We start from the raw sequence: 19909 nt of genomic DNA, 5'->3' as shown, positions 1-19909 counted from the left end.
AGTTTCTTATGTCACATGCAATTATGTTGGTGCCGGTTGGAATGGATGTCGGCTTAACGTCGGTGAGTATGGGCTTAGTGCGGGCTATGGAGCAGCAAGGACTGAATGTCGGCTTTTTTAAACCAATAGCTCAGCCTCGAGATGATGATGCGGGGCCGGAAAAGTCGACGGCTATTATTAACGCGAGCGGTGTCGTTAAAACCGCCCAACCATTTGATATTTTGCAAGCTGAGCAGTGGTTAAGTTCGGGTAATGATGACGAACTGCTGGAACAAATAGTCGGGCGTTATGAGTCGCAGTTTCAAGGTAATGAGTTAGTTGTACTCGAAGGCTTAGTGCATACACGTGGTCAGGCCTATGCAAGCCGTATCAATCGTCTTATCGCGACGGCATTAGGGGCGGATGTCATTTTTGTTGCGGCGCCAAATGAGCATAGTTATTGCCATTTGCAGGACATGATAGATATTGCCATCGGCAATTACGGTGGGGTTGGTGCTGAGCACGTTTTAGGGTGTGTGTTTAATAAAGTCGGTATGCCAGATGATCAGCAAGGGCGTTTGGCTTTAGACAACAGTGCCAAAACGAAAGCGCAGGCTCGCGAAAAATACCAGCAAGTTAGCCAAACCATCCGCGAGTTACCTTTGTTTAAAAATAAAGGTTTGCCGATTTTGGCAACGATTGGTTGGCAATTCGATTTGGTTGCGCCAAGGGTGAAAGATTTACTCGCGAGCTTACCAGTCGAGGTGCTTAATCAAGGCGATATGGAATACCGACGTTTACGCTCTATTAACTTTTGTGCGCGTACGGTTGCTAATATGGTGACCCATTTTAATGCCAATACCTTATTGGTGACCCCTGGGGATCGCAATGACGTTATTGTTGCCGCCTGCTTAGCTGCGATGAACGGGACTAAAATTGGCGCTATATTATTAACTGGTGGTATCAAGCCACAACCTGAAATTATGTCGCTGTGCGATCAAGCTTTGCAAGCAGGGTTACCTTTACTGTTAACTGAGTTAGATACTTGGCAAACTGCGATTAATTTACAGCAGTTTAATTTTGAAGTGCCAATTGATGATGAGCAGCGCATTGAAAAGGTCAACAACCATTTGGCATCTTGTTTTGATAAAAACTGGTTGCAGGGATTGGCTAATAAATCTGGGTTACAGCGCAATAAATTATCTCCTGCGGCATTTCGTTATTTGCTTACTGAACGAGCGCGCCAAGCGAGTAAAACCATTGTGTTACCCGAAGGTAATGAACCAAGAACAATCAAAGCGGCTGCTATTTGTGGCAAACGTGGCATTGCCCGTTGTGTGCTATTAGGCGACCAACAAGAGATTGAGCGCATTGCGTTGCAGCAAGGTGTAGAGCTAAATGGTTATGTCGATATTGTAGATCCACAAGCGATAGCTGATGATTATATTCAAGCGTTAGTTGATGCGCGTCAGCATAAAGGGATGACACCAGAATTAGCCAGCCAACAATTACAAGACAATGTAATGCTAGGGACTATGATGTTAGCCGCTAATAAAGTGGATGGATTAGTCTCTGGCGCGGTGCACTCTACAGCGGATACCATCCGCCCGCCTTTACAGATAGTGAAAACGGCGAAAGACGCTAGTCTTGTTTCTTCAATATTCTTTATGTTGTTGCCTGATCAAGTATTGGTTTATGGTGATTGTGCAATTAATCCTGATCCCAGTGCTGAGCAATTGGCTGATATTGCTATCCAGTCAGCTGATTCAGCAGCGGCCTTTGGCATTCAACCTAAGGTGGCAATGGTGAGTTATAGTACAGGTAGCTCAGGTGCAGGGGCTGATGTAGAAAAAGTTGCCTTGGCGACCCACCTTGCACAGCAAAAACGTCCAGATTTAACGATTGATGGTCCTTTGCAGTATGACGCGGCAGTGATGCCGAGTGTCGCGGCTAAAAAGGCACCGGACAGTCAAGTGGCGGGCCAAGCTAATGTGTTAGTCTTTCCTGATCTGAACACGGGTAACACCACATATAAAGCTGTGCAAAGAAGTGCAAATTTAGTCAGTATTGGCCCTATGCTGCAAGGTATTGCTAAACCGGTTAATGACTTGTCTCGCGGCGCTTTGGTCGATGATATTGTCTACACGATTGCCCTTACGGCTATTCAAGCGACGCAAGGTTAATCTTGTTGCACTGATAAATCGGGGTTAACATAGCTAAATTCATTTTTAAGCTTGTTAACTTCGATGTTTCGTCCTGTTTTACTATTATCTTGTTTTACGCTTTCTGCTTGTCAATTACTTCCTCAGGCACAACAGCCAGCCCCAGTTAACGCGGTAGCTCAGTCCGAAATTCAAAAGCCCGTACCGAAAATTATTCAAGCGAAAAACGCCACTGTGCAAGTGTCGCCGATAGGCGCTAAACAGCAATTTAGTGAGCAAGTGGCTGTGGTTAATAAACCGCGTTGGTTAGCAGGCGCCAGCCCTAAACCGGCAGAAATAGCTTCGTTAGCCACAACACAATCTTCAGCTAAACCACACAAGTCCGAGAATGAGGCAGAGAAACAGCCAGAGATAGAAACTTCAATCACAACGGATGGGACGGATGTAAAACCAAACCCGCATGTGATGCAAGCCGCGGTGTTGGATGCTGACTACAGCTTAGGTGATTTAGTTTGCCGAGATAATGTAGATGTCGATTATCAAATTAAAAATAAGCGCTATTACTCAAGCGTGCAATTACATGCCGTGGTTGAAAGTGTGTCGCAAGACAAACAAACCTTAGGATTAAAACTAAAAAGCTGGCACTCAGCCGATACCACTTTCACTGGACGCTTAGCCGATTTAAAGCAAGCGCCATCGGCTGTTAATTTGCAATTACAGGTAGGTAATCAATTCTGGCAGCCCAGTATTTATTGGCAAGCTTGTCAGTTATAGTCTTTTACTTAGCCTGTAATTCATTTTCAGCGCTAAGGATTTGTAAACAGGCGGGGACCCCTTGGGTTGATTAAAGTATTAAATTCCTTGGTGGGCGAGCATTTATGCTTGCAGAACCTGCATATTTTTCTGTCCGAAAGAGCAAAACTAAAAATTTACTTCCAGACAAATCTTAAGTACCTGCAATTCATCCAGGATCCAAAAGTAGGGTTCAGAAGGCAAGTCTCGTCTTGTATCTTATCTACATCAAAGCTCTAAATGGTTGGAAACCCGCTGGTTAAGATACTAAATAGTTAACAAAAAAGCAGGTCTAAGACCTGCTTTTTAGGTCGATAAACAGTTTTAATTAGAAGTTGTAAACCACAGTCACTGTTGTTTCAATATCGGTTTTTTCGCGGCCTTCTACGACTTCTGAGTTATTAATTGCCGTTAAGCCTAACTTCATTTGCATAGACTCACTGATTTTAGCGGCAAAACCTGTAACAGACTTACTACGACGGTTTTTATCACTGTCGGTTGGTACTTCAAAACTAACAGCTTGGGTAAAGGTCGCGAATTCGTTTATTTTCCAGCGGTAGTCAGCGGATAAACGAATGATACCTGAATTATCTTCTTTACCTTCAGTGCCGTCCGTTTTATCAGCTTGTTTGCTCCAAACATAACCCGGACCGATGTCTGCTTTTAGTAAGCTAGTTGAAGTTTTATAAAGATGTTGGCCATAACCAGCCGATATGGTGCTGTATTTGGTCACACCACCAAATTTGTCGTCAGTGTGCGAGCCGTATACAAATAGTGATGAGCCTTTGGTATTAAGCTTGTAGTTACCTTGCGCTGACAAAAAGTATTTTTCAGCCGTTTTTTGCGTTTGTTTGACGGTATTATTGTTACTGTCTTTACTTTCGATTTCGTCTTCTTTTAATAATGCATCAAAAATGTATTGATTTGACCAAGATTCTAGTTCTTGTTTGACATCAATTTTACCTTTGATAGAAGTCGTTTCTGTGTTACCTGAAGTGAAAATAGCACCTAGCTCAGCGCTGGCTTGCCAGCTTTTTTCTTCTTCTGCTACCGCGTTTAATGCGACAACAGATAACGCAATCATTGTTAATGTTGATTTCATTTGAGGATCCTTACTGATTGATTCCAAATGTTTGAAAAATATAGATAAAAATAGATGTAGGTGGCGGCGCAATTGCCGTCACCAATTTAGCGAATGAATTAGTCTTCTTTTTTGATATGAACGTCCATTTGCGGGTAAGGAATATTAATACCGGCATCGTCTAGGGCAATTTTAATATTCTCAACCAGTGCGAATTTAACTTTCCAAAAATCACTGGTTTTAACCCAAGGGCGTACAACAAAGTTAACCGAGCTGTCACCTAATTCAGAAACGGCAACGGTATAAGCAGGCTCTTTTAATACTAGCGGTTGAGCTTCGATTTGTTCAATTAATACTTGCTTAGTTTGCTTTAGATCCGCGTCGTAACTCACACCGATTACTAGGTCAATGCGACGGGTTTCTTCGCGCGAAAAGTTAGTGATTGAACCACCCGTAATAGATGCGTTAGGTACGATCACTACTTTATTATCTGGCGTTTTAAGCGTGGTTGAAAAAACTTCAATTTTTTGCACAGAGCCTGCGACACCGCCGGCTTCGACATAATCACCGGCTTTAAAAGGGCGTAGCATGATAATTAAAACGCCAGAGGCAAAGTTAGATAACGAGTCTTTTAACGCGAGACCTACGGCTAAACCAGCCGCACCGAGAATGGCGACAAATGATGTTGTTTCAATACCTAATTGCCCTAAAGCAACTAAAACGGTGGCGGCAAGAATAAGTGCGTAAACAATATTGCTAATAAAACTGGCGACAGCGGCGTCGACATTGTTTTTAGCGAACCCTTTAGCGGTATAGGTTCCGACTGATTTAGCGATAATACGGCCAACAACAAAAATGGCGATTGCAATAACGATATTAATGGCCCAATCAGCCGCCATATCTTGGTTGTTAGAAAACCATTGGTTTATTTGATCCATAACCTTGTTCCTATGCAAATTTGATTGATGTGAAGTGATATTGATGTGAGAGAAAACGTTATAAAACTAACTAGGTATGCGTGTCAAAGCAAGTGAATTTGTTATGAAATTTAGGCTTAGTCACGTTATGGAACGCTATAACGCCGACATTGAGTTAAAGATTATAGTCAAAGCGATCAGGTTTTAGGGGAAGCCGTCAAGCTTCGAGTCCCCATGAGCATATGCTTTATTATGTGATTGGGGCGAGTAAGCGCAGACAATGAACCATAAGACCTGAGCGAGAAGACTATATTTATGATTTGATAAACAATATGTTAGCGAGATAAGGATTGTGCAAATCGTTATAAGTATAGGCTGTTAATTTCCCTAGGAGCATGGCATGCTCTTGGATAACAATAACGGAGTTGGCGTATTTTGCAACGCGCTATCCTTCTTAACATTCAATATGTTCGTTTTAACAGGGAAGGTTAAAAAAATTCTCAGCTTCGTTTCACGACTTACTTTGACTAATCGGAAAATATTCATATGGCTATTCAACGCACACTTTCTATTATCAAACCAGATGGAGTAGTAAAAGACTTAATCGGTACTATTTACAGTCGATTTGAGACAGCTGGCTTAAAAATTGTTGCTGCTAAAATGTTGCAGTTAACAACGGAGCAAGCAGAGGGCTTTTACGCTGAGCACAAAGGCAAACCTTTTTATGATGGTTTAATTGCGTTTATGACAGCTGGTCCTGTTATGGTACAAGTGTTAGAAGGTGAAAATGCAATAGCGGCTAACCGTGAAATTATGGGTACAACCAACCCAGATGAAGCGGCTCGTGGCACTATTCGTGCTGATTTTGCAACGGCTACTAATCGTAATATTTGTCACGGTTCTGATGCGCCTGAAACGGCGTCACGTGAAATTGCCTTCTTTTTTACCGATAGCGAAATTTGTCCGCGTCGCGAAGTCGTATAAAATAGATTTAACCATTTATAAAAAGGCCGCGCAGTTGTATACTGCGCGGCCTTTTTTGTATAAAGCCAATATTGAATTTTTGGCTAAAAACTGTACAATTCGCCGCGATTTTTATATAGGTAGTTTTTGTTCATGAGTGCTTCTGTTTCTAAAGTTAATTTACTTGATCTTGACCGTAAGGGTTTAAAAGAGTTTTTTGTCAGTATTGGCGAAAAAGGCTTTAGAGCTGAGCAGGTGATGAAATGGATATATCATAACGGCATGGATGATTTTTCTGAGATGAATAATCTCAGTAAAGCGTTACGTCAGAAATTAACTGACCTTTGTGAAATTAAAGGCCCAGAAATTAGCGAAAAGCAAGTGGCGAGCGACGGCACTATTAAGTACGCCATGGTGCTGGAAGGTGGTCAAGAAGTCGAGAGCGTTTGGATCCCTGATGGCGATCGCGCCACCTTATGTGTATCAAGCCAAGTAGGCTGTGCACTGGAATGTACTTTTTGCTCAACAGCGCAACAAGGTTTTAATCGTAATTTGTCGGTGAGTGAAATTATTGGTCAGGTTTGGCGAGTAGCCAAAGATATTGGTGTCGTAAGAGAAAACAACGAACGACCCATTACCAATGTGGTCATGATGGGCATGGGTGAACCACTGCTTAATCTAAAAAACCTTGTGCCAGCGCTTGAGTTGATGATGGATGATTTAGGTTTTGCTTTGTCAAAACGTCGGGTCACTGTGAGTACGTCAGGCGTGGTACCAGCGTTAGACATGTTAAAAGAGCAAATTGATGTGGCATTAGCTATATCGTTACATGCACCAAATGATGAATTACGTAATGAAATTGTGCCTATTAATAAAAAGTACAATATTCAAGAGTTTTTAGCGGCCTCGCGTCGTTATATTAAAGATTCAAAAGCCAATAAAAATGTCACTATTGAATATGTCATGCTAAATGGCATTAATGATTCAATGGACCAAGCCCATGAATTGGCCAAAGTGTTAAAAGGCACACCTTCAAAAATCAATCTGATCCCGTTTAATCCTTATCCGGGTAGCCCTTATTCGCGCTCAAGTAATTCACGAATTGATCGCTTTGCTAAAGTGTTAATGGAGTATGGTTTAGTGACGATAGTTAGGCGCACCCGAGGTGATGATATTGACGCAGCTTGTGGTCAATTAGTCGGCGATGTAAAAGATAGAACAAAACGAATGTTGAAAAAACGCGAAAAAGGCGAGAATATCAGCATTAAATCTATTTAATTTATTATTTTATGCGGATAATTGGCGCGTTACTTTTAGTCGGTATGGCAACTCACATAGCGGGTTGTGTGACAAAAACAACCTATGCTGAAAGTGGAAAACCTGTAATAGAGCGGGAACAAAACCCGACCGAGATCGCGCAAACGCGCCTAGCGCTGGCTTTACGTTATATCAATGCTGGCAACTATTCGCAGGCTAAATATAATTTAGATGCAGCGCTTAAACATGCTCCTGAAATGCCTGAGGTACATTTTAGCTTAGCTTATTATTATCAAACCGTTAACGAGTTAGACAACGCCAATCAAGCTTATTTGAAAGTGTTACAACTGCATCCAGATAATGGCGATGCCTTAAATAACTACGGCACATTTTTGTGTCAAACAGAACGGTTTGTCGAAGCTGAACAATATTTTTTAAAAGCAGTTGCGCAAGATGAGTACATAAGAGAGTCGCAAACTTATGTTAATTTAGGCGTCTGTTTGCTGGAAAATAAACAAAAACAAAAAGCACACAGTTACTTATTAAAAGCACTTGAACATAACCCCTACAATGTAAAAGCATTGATGGAATTAACCGAATTATCCTTAGATGCGCGCCAATTACAGGAAGCGCGTAATTATTTGCAGCGTTACGAAAAAGCGACCCGATCTGGCCGTTCAGCCCGCAGTTTATGGTTGGGCTATCAAATTGAAAGCCAGCTTAAAAATAATATGGGTGCTGAACAATATGGTCGTACCTTGGTACGCTTTTATCCAAATGCTTCTCAAACTAAAGCTTATATTGAACTTACTCGATGATGACTGAAAAAATAGAACAAGAACAACTTACAGAAAGTCAGCCTACGCCGGGACAAATGCTGCAAGAGTTACGCGAGTTACAAAAATTGTCTCGCCAAGATGTGGCTGATAGCTTGAATTTAAAAATTGATATCATTGAAAAAATTGAGAAAAATCAATTCAAAGATATCGGCACACCTTTGTTTGTTCGTGGCTATTTAAAGTCTTGCGCCAAGCTATACGGTATTGAAGAAGAAAGCGTCATGGCTTTGTATGATGCCATGTCTGACGCGCCGCAAGTTCAACGGGTTAAAATGACTAGCTTTTCACGCCGTACCTCGCGTGAAGCGCACGATAGTCGCTTAATGTTAGCAACTTATATCATTATTGCGATAGTCATTTTGTCGTTTGTATTATGGTGGTGGCAGCGCGATCAAGCACCAACGTTTAACTCGTTGGTTGACGTTGTTAATGAGCAAGTGAGTGACACTCAAGCTGCTGATCCCACTTCATCTGCGAGTGATGAGCAAAAAGTACTAAGTGCAGGCGAGCCAAGTGCAGATGAGCCAAGTACAGATGAGCTTGCTCAGCCATTAGACAGTGTTGCGCTAGATGAGACGCCACAACAAGAATTAGCTAATCAAGAGCAAGCTAGTTCAACAGCCATTTCCGCTGCACCATTGGTTCAAGATCCAACACCGAAAACAATTGCAGCTGACAGCTCGCAGCAGTCAACTGCTTTATTAAACGTTGCAACACCAGATGGTGCCGTCGCAATGGAATTAACCTTTATTGACGATTGTTGGCTGGTGATCACGGACGCAACCGGTCGAGAAATTGCCAATGGTGTTAAGAAAAAAGGTTACGTTATGCCTGTTTCTGGCGTTGCGCCGGTTAGTTTTGTATTGGGTGCACCTGAAAATGTCAGTATGACATTTGATGGTAAAACGATTGATATGACCCAGTTTAAGGCCGGACGCGTTGCACGATTTAGTTTACCGTTTGATCATGAATAAGCGTGTAAAAGTTATTTTCCCAATTTATTAGTGAGTTAAGCATGTTTCACGAGTCTCCAATTAAGCGTAAACCCACCAAGAAAATTTGGGTTGGTAAAGTACCAGTCGGTGGTGATGCACCGATTTCTGTTCAGTCAATGACAAATACAGAAACGACAGATGTTGATGCAACTGTCGCGCAAATTCAGCGTATTGCTGATGCCGGTGCCGATATTGTGCGTGTTTCTGTACCGACAATGGAGGCAGCAGAAGCGTTTAAATTGATTAAACAACGAGTGGATGTTCCACTAGTAACAGATATTCACTTTGATTATCGCATAGCGTTACAAGTGGCTGAATACGGTGCGGACTGTTTGCGTATTAATCCTGGCAATATAGGTAACGAGCAGCGAATTCGCTCAGTTGTTGATTGTGCACGCGATAAAAACATCCCTATTCGTATCGGGGTTAACGGCGGTTCACTAGAGCGTGACATTCAAGAAAAATACGGCGAGCCAACAGCGGAAGCTTTGCTTGAATCGGCTATGCGCCATGTAGATATACTAGACAGATTAAACTTTGATCAGTTTAAAGTGAGTGTAAAAGCATCGGATGTGTTTTTGGCCGTAGGTGCCTATCGTTTATTGTCAGCGCAAATTGATAATCCTTTGCATTTAGGTATTACTGAAGCTGGTGGTGCCAGAGCAGGGGCGGTTAAATCGGCAATTGGTTTAGGTATGCTATTGAATGAGGGCATTGGTGATACATTGCGCGTATCTTTAGCGGCTGATCCTGTCGAAGAGATTAAAATTGGTTTTGATATTTTAAAATCATTACGTATTCGTTCACGCGGCATTAATTTCATTGCTTGTCCGAGTTGTTCTCGTCAAGAGTTTGATGTCATTGGTACCATGAACGCACTTGAAGAGCGTTTAGAAGATATTACTACCCCGATGTCGGTGTCAGTGATTGGTTGCGTAGTCAACGGCCCAGGTGAAGCCTTAGTATCTGATGTTGGCCTTGCCGGTGCTAAAAGCAAAAGTGGCTTTTATTTAGGTGGTGAGCGTCAAAAAGAGCGCATCGATAACAATGATATTGTTGATACGTTAGAGCGTCATATTCGGGCAAAAGCCAGTAAATTAGATGAATCTAAGCGTATTGATATCGAACAGGTCTAGATACCTAGAGTTAAACACCCTATAATCCCGCTACTTTTTTGTTCCCATTTTTTCAAACTCTGCTGTAAATAGCAGAGTTTGCGTTTAAGCGAAGAGTTATTTTCAGTGTCGAAAAATATTCAAGCCATTCGCGGCATGAACGATTGTTTACCAAGTCAAACTCCAGTTTGGCAGAAGGTAGAGTCAGTATTACGTAATGTTGTAGCCAGCTATGGCTATAGCGAAATTCGCATGCCTGTGGTTGAGGCAACCGAGTTATTTAAGCGCTCTATCGGCGAAGTGACCGATATTGTTGAAAAAGAGATGTATACCTTTGATGATCGCAACGGAGACAGTTTAACCTTGCGCCCAGAAGGCACCGCTAGCTGTGTACGCGCTGGTAACCAACATGGTTTGCTTTATAACCAAACTCAGCGGTTATGGTATATGGGACCTATGTTCCGCCACGAGCGTCCGCAAAAAGGCCGTTATCGTCAATTTCATCAATTTGGTGTCGAGACATTTGGCTTAAATGGCCCAGATATCGACGCTGAAGTGATCGCCATGACAGCGCGTTTTTGGCAAGCGTTTGGTATTGCCGACAAGGTGACACTAGAAATCAACTCGTTAGGTAACAGCGAAGATCGTGCAGCCCATCGCGAAGCCTTAGTCAGCTTTTTACAAGCTAATCAAGATAAGCTGGATGAAGATTGCTTACGCCGTATGGAAACCAATCCACTACGTGTGCTTGATAGCAAAAATCCTGATGTGCAAGCTATGTTAGTTGATGCTCCGCGTTTACCTGACTATTTAAGTGAAGAGTCTGCTGAGCACTTTGCCCAATTGCGCGCGCGTTTAGATGCGTTAGGTATTCAGTACCGCGTAAACGAGCGATTAGTCCGTGGTTTAGATTACTACAATAAAACCGTGTTTGAATGGGTTACTGACTGTTTAGGCGCCCAAGGTACAGTATGTGCGGGTGGTCGTTATGATGGTTTAGTCGCTGAACTTGGCGGTAAAGCAACCCCAGCAGTCGGTTTTGCAATGGGATTAGAGCGTTTAGTCTTGATTTTAGAGACTTTAGGCCTTACTGAAGATATACGTGGCGCAGTCGATGCTTATATTGTTGTTGCTGGTCAACAAGCTGAATTACAAGCGCCTGTGTTTGCTGATGCGTTACGTGATGCAATGCCGGATTGTCGGATCCAATTGCATTGCGGTGGCGGAAACTTTAAAAAACAATTTAAAAAAGCCGATCAAAGCGGCGCTCAAGTGGCATTAATATTGGGCGACGATGAAGTGGCAAATAAACAAGTGACGGTTAAATACCTTCGCGGTCAAAAACAACAAACAACAATTTCAATTGACTCTGTTGCGGCAGAGTTAGCCAATGAATTCCAGAGGTAAATAATGGAAACCTATACTACTGAAGAACAACAAGTCGAAGCGATTAAAAAGTTTTGGAAAGAAAACGGTGTTTCTATTATTGTCGGCATCGTAGCAGGCCTAGGTGGCGTTGGTGGCTATAAATGGTATCAAGGTGAAGTCGTTGCAAAAAAAGAAGCTGCGTCAACCGCTTATGATGCGGCCGTTAAAGACTTAAGTGCGGATAACACAACGCAGGTTGAAAGCTTTATTAAAGATAATGCAGGTTCAGGTTATGCTGAATTAGCCTCGCTTATGTTAGCGAAAACACTGGTTGAAGCTGGTGAGTTAGATAAAGCCGCCTCTCAATTAGAGTGGGTTGTTAAAAATGCCAGCAAACCAGAAGTTAAAGCGTTAGCTAACTATCGTTTAGCGCGTATTCAAGTTGCACAAGAAAAATTAGATGCAGCTCTTGCATTAACTAACCAAACATTCCCTGAGTCGTTTTCAGCACAAATTAGTGAGCTGCAAGGCGATATTTATTTAAAACAAGGGAACTTAGAAAAAGCACGTGAGTCATATCAAGCTGCTGCGGATAGTGACGGTTTACAAGGTAACCCAGCATTACAAATGAAACTTGATGACTTAGCGGTTAATAGCCAGGTGGTTGGTTTATAATGACACTTCGATTGAAGCTTAAAAGTATTTTGCTAACAGCAGCCGTAGCGATGACGCTACAAGGTTGCTCTAGCAGCGATGATGTTGCGAGTTTACCCGCTCCTCTTCCAGTAGTTAAAAATCCTCAACCGGTTGGCCAACTTTGGCTAAGTACGGATGCGGATGGTACTGACGAATTTTATTCTGTATTAAGACCCGTTGTTGGTTATGACAAAGTATTTATTGCTTCTCGTTCGGGCGATATCTACGCATACGAAAAATTTTCAGGTGACTGGGTTTGGGCGAGTGATATTCGCAAACAACAAAATAGCATCTGGGTTACTTTAGGTTTTGATGATGAAGAGATTGCCAAAGTTGCTGGCGGCATAGTAGCTTCATACAAAAAAGTATTCTTCGGTACTGAAAATGGCGAAGTAATAGCGTTAGATGAAGCAACAGGTAAAGTTGTTTGGCGCAGTAAAGTTAAAGGTGAAGTATTAGCCAAACCGGCGGTTGATAAAGGTTTAGTTTTTGTGCAGACCGGTTCAGGTTTGGTTTATGCCTTAGACGCCGAAACCGGTGAAGAAAAATGGATGACAGAATCAGAAGTGCCTGTGTTAACCATTCGTGGTACGGCTTCCCCCGTTTATGCCAACGGTGGTGTGATTGTTGGCGGTGCTAACGGCAAAGTTTCTGTATATTTAGCCGAAACTGGGCAGCTCGCGTGGGAGCAAGCAGTAGCTAAACCTGCGGGCTCTACTGAATTAGAGCGTGTGGTTGATGTTGATGCAACGCCTATTGTATTAGGTTCGTTAATTTATAGCGTATCTTATGGTGGTAAATTAACCGCTATGGAAATGCGTAATGGCCGTGTTGTCTGGGATCGTGATTACTCCGGTTTTGTTGATATGGTCGCGTCAGGTAATGAGTTATTTGTCGTTGATAACCAAAGTAATATTTACGCTTTAGATCGCCGTAACGGGGTAGAGAAGTGGAGTAGCTCTGAATTACTTAACCGTGAAATTACCGCTCCTGTTATCCATGAAGGGAAACTCGCCGTGGGTGATTTTGAAGGTTTTATTCATTGGTTTAATGCTGAAACAGGTAAAATCGAAGCGCAATACTTAGCCGACATTGATGGTTTAAATAGTTCACCCTATATCGAGCGTGAGCGTTTATATGTACAAGGAAAATCAGGCAAGCTGAGTGCATTAGTGTTTGCTGGCGCTAAAATCACTGACGAAGAGGGTAATGAAATTACGCCGCGCCGCAGTCGCCGTAATGAAGAAATATTACCGACTAAAGACCAATACGACGGCCACAATCGTTTCTAATTTGGTTTTTCAAAAATAGAAAATCAGGCAATAAAAAGGGCTTAATTAAGCCCTTTTTCAGTATTTATAATAAGGAAATTAATGACGCCAGTTAATACCTAAAAAGTATTGCACGTTGGTATAAGTGATTTCTGGCAAGGTTTGGGTTAAACCGTTATCTAACTTTTCATCAATTCGAGCGCGATTTCTCATTTGTGCTCTTAGTCCCACATCTAACGAGACCTTTTTAGTGACTAAGTAGCGAATACCGCCATAACCTTGTACGCCATAACCATCGCCGATTGAACCTGAGTGTTCGACTTCTTCATTTTCAGAGTTGATTACGCGGTAAAATAATGGGAAGTTTAGTTCAGCGCCTGCAAACCAATGAAATTTGCCAGCTTCGTTAGCAAGTTCAGTGTCGTAGCGATAGCCGATGGAAATCTCAATATTATCATTGGATTCTGATACTGCACCGGGGGCTAATTTTAAGCCTGATTTTTCCACTTCTTCATTAATTTGTGGAATGGTAAGTTTGCCTTCATTGATTAATCGGTCGCGAGTAAAATCCTTTAAAAAGTTATCTAACTTGTAGCCACCAGTATTTTTTGCCTCATCACCCGCAAACTTAAAGCCAAAGCGACTAAAATCATAAGTATTAAAACCACCACCTATTAGTAATTGGCTTCCGGCATCTAAATTATAAGCCAATTTTAATTCCAGTTCTGCCGTACTTACTTGTAGCTGGTTATTTTGTACCGCGCCAAAGTCAGTTAAATTCCATTCTTCGTCGACTAAGTTATTAATCAAGGTCGACGATGTGGCTATATAAAATCCATAGTCTTCTGAAATGCTACTAAAGGATACAGCGCGATGGATTGGGTTAATAACCACACTATCCGTTTTTAAGTTAGCCCCTTCTTTGCCAACAGACTGTAAAAAGTTGTTTACGGATTCTTGGTAGCCGACGTGTTCAAAGCCGATACCAACCATACTGAAATTAGGTAATTTTTTTTTCTCTTTTGCAGCAAGGCCTGTGGATGCAACGCAGGCTAATGCAATTGCGATACTGGTTTGTTTGAAGGTCATTTGATTCCCTTTATTTTTATCTTTTGATTCTTAGCAAGCGTACGCTTGTTGAAAAAATTCCAATGAGGGTGTACTAAACCCTAACTCAAAGTCTCAATAAAATCGAGTTTTATAGTCTTCTCGCTCAGATTTTATGGTTCATTGTCTGCGCTTACTCTCGACTTTGGCTCCTGCGTCGTCCTACTACCTAAATCCCTTTAGGCAGCCCTAATCACATAATAGAGCATATGCTCATGGGGTCTCGAAGCTTGCCTACATGGATGTAGGTAAGGAGCGTGAGCACGGATGCGGTAGCTTTGACGGCTTCCCCTAAAACCCGCTCGCTTTGACTATATTCAGGTAATCACAGAATAGGTAAAGCCGATTATCAATAAAATACCCCATTTGGTGTATTTACTAAATTGCCCGTTACCCTACACTTTTTTTGTCTCGCTCTGGCTAAGGGCATTGGGAAATTGGGCTTTAAATGGCTTTAAATTATAAAGCATCAACTTTTTAGACAATTATTTTTATTTTCTTGAATATCTGGATATTTAACATACAGTTTTGTTAGTTAATTGTAACAAGGAGGTTGATTTTTATGCACGCTTCCTTTGTTACGGAATTAAACCGAATCGGTATTTGGTTGTGCTGCATAGACTTATCTATGCACTATTTGCTATAAGGACTAAGGAGAAGCAATGTACTTTTCTAATAACTTGCGGTGGATGCGACTGCTGGCAATTGTGTTAGCTTTAGGGCTAGCGAGCTGTGGTGGCGGTGGCTCCGGTGAACCCCCTCAAACAGAAGTAGACTCGGACAAAGATGGTGTACCTGATAATCAGGACGCTTTTCCGAACGACCCTACAGAAACAAAAGATTCCGATTCTGATGGTGTTGGTGACAATGCGGATAAATTTCCCGATGATCCCAATGAAACCAAAGACAGTGATGGCGATGGTATTGGCGATAATGCTGATAAAGACCGAGATAACGATGGCGTAGATGATAACGCTGATGCCTTTCCTGATGATCCTACCGAAACCAAAGATACCGATAGCGACGGCGTTGGTGACAATGCTGATAAATTCCCAACTGACGCAACCGAAACCCATGATTTAGATAATGACGGTGTAGGTGATAATAGTGATCCAGATAAAGACGGCGACGGTGTTAATAACGATGTAGATGCGTTTCCGGAAGATAAAAATGAGAGCAAGGATACTGATGGCGACGGCGTAGGAGATAACGCCGACCCTGATCGTGACGGTGATGGTGTTAATAACGATCTTGATGATTTTCCTGATGATAAAAACGAGACGACAGATACAGATAAAGATGGCATAGGTAATGTCGCCGATACTGACGATGACGGTGATGGCATGCCTGATACGTTTGAAACTCAGTATCAACTTGATCCATTAGTTAATGACGCGAATCAAGATAAAGACAACGATGGCTTAACCAATATTCAGGAGCATCAGTTAGGAACGGCACCCGACACAGTCAACCAACAATTTACCGGTGACGCCTATGGACAAGCTAACGCGACAATTACATTTTGGGACAAACAAGGTGCTGAAGTTTCGTTAGTTAGCCAATCGGCTGCAGCAGTGAGTGCAGCCAATGATACAACGCAAACCGACGCCAGTGGATTATTTACCTTTTTTGCCAAGCAAGATGTGACATACCCACTTTTAGTTAAAGCAGCAGGTACTAAAGATACTTATTCTTTTGTATTTGAGTCGGGTAAATCAGTAACGGTTTCTGATTTAACCTCGGTTGTCGCTAAAAATATCTTCGAGGGCACTAAAGTAGGTCAATCAGTAGAAAGCCGCTTTGCTAGCGTGCTGGCTAATGGCGTTTCTGACTTAAAGCAAAGAAGTTTTCTTGAGTTATCTACTGTTATTGAAGAAATCAAGCAAGTCTCCCCCAATTTTGATTTTGGCCACTTTTCATTAGATAAAATATTTGCCGGTAGTGCTGATCTTAAGACGCAATTAACCCAAACTTCGGCTGTAACAACGGCGTTGAAAAATAAAGTTGAACAAAAACCTGGCTTTAGCGGTGTTATTTCGGGGGTTATTACAGAGCAAACCACTAAGAAGCCTGTTTCTGGTGTTAACGTGTTTATTGAAGGAGAGATCAACGCCACGACATCTGATATTGATGGTCAGTTCATTTTACGTAACGTACCTGTTGGTAAGCGTTTAGCGGTTACCTTTACTAGCCAACATTATGCGCCGAACCAGAAAATTATCGAGTTTGATGATACAGATTTAACCACTTCAACCTCGATAAAAGTGAAGTTGAAGCCCGTTCAATCATCGATTCCTTTGAGTAAAATTACCCTAGGTGGGGTGGTAGTCGCCAGTGAAGATGGTAAAGAGCAACTGCGGGTGGCAACCAATGATCAAAGTGTGAGCTTGTTAGTTTCGCCGAGCTTTGTCGATAAAGTATTACAGGCAACGAATAAGCAACGTCGTGCTGCACGCGGTGGCGTACTTGCTGCTTCTGAATCGGCTAACGCCAGCAATATATCATTAGATATTACCTCGATTGACCCTACCAACGAACGCGATATTTTCCCTGGTAACTTTGAAGCTCGCGACTTATCAGATGTATCAGCTGCGAATGAAGAGCAAGCGCCGATTACCCTAGAGTCGGTGGTGTTATCTGACTTTACGCTGCGAGACGAAAATGGCAACGAGTTAGCCATGCCTGATGGTGAAACAATAACCGCTCGTTTAGAAATTCCCGCGACATTACAAACTCAGTACCGTGCCGAGTTTGAAGCCGGTATTCGTACCATACCTTGGTGGTCATATAACGAAGTGACAGGTGAGTGGGTGTGGGAATCGGAAGCCACTTTACTTGATGTTAATGGCACATTATACGCAGAAGCGGTTTTAACCCATTTCAGTTGGTGGAATGTCGATAAGCCAATTAGTACTCATGCTGAAATTTGTGGCCGAGTTGTTGATGGCAGTGGTAATCCTATTTTGGGTGCTGACGTTATCGCAAATGGTATTTCATACAATGGTAATAGCAACGATGTGACCGATGCCAGCGGCGGTTATTCGATGCGCGTTAAGAAGCTTTCAACCATTTCGGTTGCGGCTACATTTGCTGATATTACGCGTTCAATTAATGTTAGTGTGACAAATCAAGGTGTTAACCAAGGATGCCAAAATCAAGTTGATATCGAAATCGCGACAGTCGAGGTATCAGGTACTGTTCGTGACCAAAATGACCAAGCGCTTGAAGGGGTTAAATTACTATTTAGTAACGGTACAACTGTATTTACCGATAGCGAAGGTAAATACTCGGTTAATACGGCTACTGATTTAACCTTAAAAATTAAAGCCAGTATCATTAAAAATGAGTTACGTCATTCAACGTCGACCGAAGTTGTCGTGCAAGATATCGATGTGACCCATGATATTACTGTGATCACGGATCCAGTCGAAATTACTGGGGTTATCAGTGTTGATGTACTTGGTACAGTAAGCCCATTAAGTAATGCCGTTATCACCGCGCAAAATGGTCAAGTGGTTAAAGCTGCTACAGATGGCAGTTTTGTTGTGACTACGCCAAGTAAAGAAGCCGCTTCTGCATTTGTAGTTGAAGTGAATGCGACGTTACCTTCTGGCCTAGTTGCTAAACGCAGTTTTGATTTAACACCATCTAATCAAGATATTGATTTAGGGAGTATCACCTTTGTCGATCAAGTGGTGACGGTTATCGGTAAAGTATTAGATCCTAATGGTAAGCCTTTGCGTGGTATCGACGTGGTTTCAAGTCTGTCGATTGGTGCTACTACAGATAACAATGGTGAATATCGGATCAGTGTACCAGCTGGTCAGCAAATCAATGTCAGTGCAACATATAGAGACACCTACATTAATGTTGAAGAAACGGTAACCACAGCAACAGTCGTGATCCCATCTGATGCGACTGAGGTACTGTTATCTAATTTACGCTTTAAAAATACCTTGCCAGCCACGGTGACAGGTACCGTGCGTGAAAAAGATACTAGTACGCCATTGGCCGGTGTCACTATAGTCACTAGCCTAGGTGAAACCGTTGTGACCAACGAGCGTGGGGTTTACACATTACGTGCACCTGTCGCATCGAACATCGGTTTGGATTATAGCTTTGACTATGCCGATGATAATGGTCAGCAAGCAAGATTTGGTGCAGGCAGTGATAGCGTCGCTACAGGTGCTTCCGGCTCGACTACCACCAAAAACTTGCTGTTAGATTTAGTCAGTAACCCGCCTTCAATTTTGTCAGTGGCTTTGAATCCTAAAGTGGTCAGTACTAACGAATCGGTTGAAGTGTCAGTATTTGCTAAAGACCCAGATGGTGATCCATTAACCATTAACATTGCCGGTCAGGTTGTTCCGCATGCGTCACAAACACTGCAAGCTGATGGTTCAATGAAAGCGACAGTCACCTTAACTTCTCAAGCGACTCAAGGTACGCAAACCTTTAAAGTCACTGCGACTGAAGATGTTACCGACCCATCACCAAGCGCGACTCGTAATGTGCAATTGATTGTTAAAGCTAACAGTGTTCCGGCAGTGATTGAGTTAATCGGTGATGTTAAAACTTTACGTCCGGGTGAGGGGCTAACATTATCTGCTAAAGCTTATGATATTGACGGTGATGTGATTAGTTATCGCTGGCAAGACGGCCAAGGCAATACTGTGGTAACTGATTCAAATAACTATTTCTTTGTTGTGCCAGTTGATACCGCTGATGGCGAATATACAGCGACTTTAACAGTGGAAGATGCTAAGCACGATGCCAATTTCAACAGTTTAAGTTTCACTTACTTTGTTCAGTCAAATCGTGCGCCGATAATTACAGGTGTCTTCACAACGCCTGCAACGACTGTTACTAGCGGTACTGAGGTTCGATTAAACGCTGTCGCTTCCGACCCTGATGGCAATACGGTTTCTTACCTATGGCAAAACGCTAATGATGAAACGGTGAGCACAACGAGAACGCTAGAATTCGTCGCGCCTGATGTGACGGCAGAAATAGTCGTGATTTATAAACTCACAGTGTCTGACGGTGAAAAACAGACCACGCAAAGTGTTGCGGTTATTGTTGAACCAGTAGCTGATAACCAGCCAACCGAGCCAGAAGAAGAGGCGAGTTTATCTGGTTTTGTAACAGATCCATCCGGCACACCTATCGCGGGTGCATTAATCGAGATTTACAATGTTGATCGCAGTGTTGATGTGCAAACCGCATCAGATGTAACCGGATTTTATCAATTCTTTGACATTCCAGCTGGGGATTACTTTGTAGTCGTGACCCGAGACGGATTTACGTTAAGTTCAAGTCGAGTTCAAATTCAAGAGCAAGCTCAAGAATAAGTAGTTAGCTAATAAA

The 19909-nt window shown here is 42.4% G+C and carries 14 protein-coding genes; 11 read left to right on the top strand and 3 right to left on the bottom strand.

Annotated features, from left to right (window positions below; translation table 11 throughout):
• Window positions 1–8: 8 nt before the first annotated feature.
• Both pta and C2869_RS18190 read left to right on the top strand, forming a co-directional pair.
• Window positions 9–2162, top strand: coding sequence for a phosphate acetyltransferase (pta, locus tag C2869_RS18195; RefSeq protein ID WP_108604288.1), 2154 nt, complete (start codon window positions 9–11; stop codon window positions 2160–2162).
• A gap of 63 nt (window positions 2163–2225) precedes the next feature.
• On the top strand, window positions 2226–2915 hold the full coding sequence (locus C2869_RS18190) for a hypothetical protein (protein ID WP_108604287.1): 690 nt from the start codon (window positions 2226–2228) through the stop codon (window positions 2913–2915).
• Window positions 2916–3261: 346 nt separating this feature from the next.
• Here the strand turns inward: C2869_RS18190 and C2869_RS18185 are convergent, their stop codons facing one another.
• Both C2869_RS18185 and C2869_RS18180 read right to left on the bottom strand, forming a co-directional pair.
• The gene (locus tag C2869_RS18185; protein ID WP_108604286.1) at window positions 3262–4035 is read right to left on the bottom strand and encodes a DUF481 domain-containing protein; all 774 of its coding nucleotides are present in this window, start codon (window positions 4033–4035) and stop codon (window positions 3262–3264) included.
• Between the two features lie 98 nt (window positions 4036–4133).
• Window positions 4134–4952, bottom strand: coding sequence for a mechanosensitive ion channel family protein (locus tag C2869_RS18180; RefSeq protein ID WP_108604285.1), 819 nt, complete (start codon window positions 4950–4952; stop codon window positions 4134–4136).
• A gap of 525 nt (window positions 4953–5477) precedes the next feature.
• On the opposite strand from C2869_RS18180, the gene ndk reads away from it, so the two are divergent.
• The 8 genes from ndk to bamB all read left to right on the top strand — a co-directional run bounded on the left by ndk (window position 5478) and on the right by bamB (window position 13456).
• Complete coding sequence (gene ndk / locus C2869_RS18175) at window positions 5478–5915, top strand: nucleoside-diphosphate kinase (protein WP_108604284.1); 438 nt, start codon at window positions 5478–5480, stop codon at window positions 5913–5915.
• Window positions 5916–6047: 132 nt separating this feature from the next.
• Window positions 6048–7172, top strand: a complete 1125-nt coding sequence (locus C2869_RS18170) for a bifunctional tRNA (adenosine(37)-C2)-methyltransferase TrmG/ribosomal RNA large subunit methyltransferase RlmN (RefSeq protein WP_108604283.1) — start codon at window positions 6048–6050, stop codon at window positions 7170–7172.
• A gap of 11 nt (window positions 7173–7183) precedes the next feature.
• On the top strand, window positions 7184–7969 hold the full coding sequence (pilW, locus tag C2869_RS18165; protein ID WP_108604282.1) for a type IV pilus biogenesis/stability protein PilW: 786 nt from the start codon (window positions 7184–7186) through the stop codon (window positions 7967–7969).
• Window positions 7966–8964, top strand: a complete 999-nt coding sequence (locus tag C2869_RS18160) for a RodZ domain-containing protein (protein ID WP_108604281.1) — start codon at window positions 7966–7968, stop codon at window positions 8962–8964. The genes pilW and C2869_RS18160 overlap by 4 nt, the downstream gene beginning before the upstream one ends.
• Before the next feature lie 41 nt (window positions 8965–9005).
• Complete coding sequence (ispG, locus tag C2869_RS18155; protein WP_108604280.1) at window positions 9006–10121, top strand: flavodoxin-dependent (E)-4-hydroxy-3-methylbut-2-enyl-diphosphate synthase; 1116 nt, start codon at window positions 9006–9008, stop codon at window positions 10119–10121.
• Window positions 10122–10226: 105 nt separating this feature from the next.
• The gene (gene hisS / locus C2869_RS18150; protein ID WP_108605117.1) at window positions 10227–11507 is read left to right on the top strand and encodes a histidine--tRNA ligase; all 1281 of its coding nucleotides are present in this window, start codon (window positions 10227–10229) and stop codon (window positions 11505–11507) included.
• Window positions 11508–11510: 3 nt separating this feature from the next.
• Entirely contained in the window at window positions 11511–12143 is a 633-nt protein-coding gene (locus C2869_RS18145) for a YfgM family protein (protein WP_108604279.1), read from the top strand.
• Complete coding sequence (gene bamB, locus C2869_RS18140) at window positions 12143–13456, top strand: outer membrane protein assembly factor BamB (protein ID WP_108604278.1); 1314 nt, start codon at window positions 12143–12145, stop codon at window positions 13454–13456. The genes C2869_RS18145 and bamB overlap by 1 nt, the downstream gene beginning before the upstream one ends.
• Before the next feature lie 78 nt (window positions 13457–13534).
• On the opposite strand, the gene C2869_RS18135 is transcribed toward bamB, so the two are convergent.
• On the bottom strand, window positions 13535–14524 hold the full coding sequence (locus C2869_RS18135; RefSeq protein ID WP_108604277.1) for a hypothetical protein: 990 nt from the start codon (window positions 14522–14524) through the stop codon (window positions 13535–13537).
• Window positions 14525–15204: 680 nt separating this feature from the next.
• Between C2869_RS18135 and C2869_RS18130 the strand changes: the two genes are divergently transcribed.
• Window positions 15205–19893: a carboxypeptidase regulatory-like domain-containing protein gene (locus tag C2869_RS18130; RefSeq protein WP_108604276.1), complete on the top strand. Its 4689-nt coding sequence runs from the start codon at window positions 15205–15207 to the stop codon at window positions 19891–19893.
• Window positions 19894–19909 lie beyond the last annotated feature (16 nt).

The organism is Saccharobesus litoralis (assembly GCF_003063625.1).
Lineage (GTDB): Bacteria > Pseudomonadota > Gammaproteobacteria > Enterobacterales > Alteromonadaceae > Saccharobesus > Saccharobesus litoralis.
This window is presented reverse-complemented; position numbering and strand designations above follow the sequence as displayed.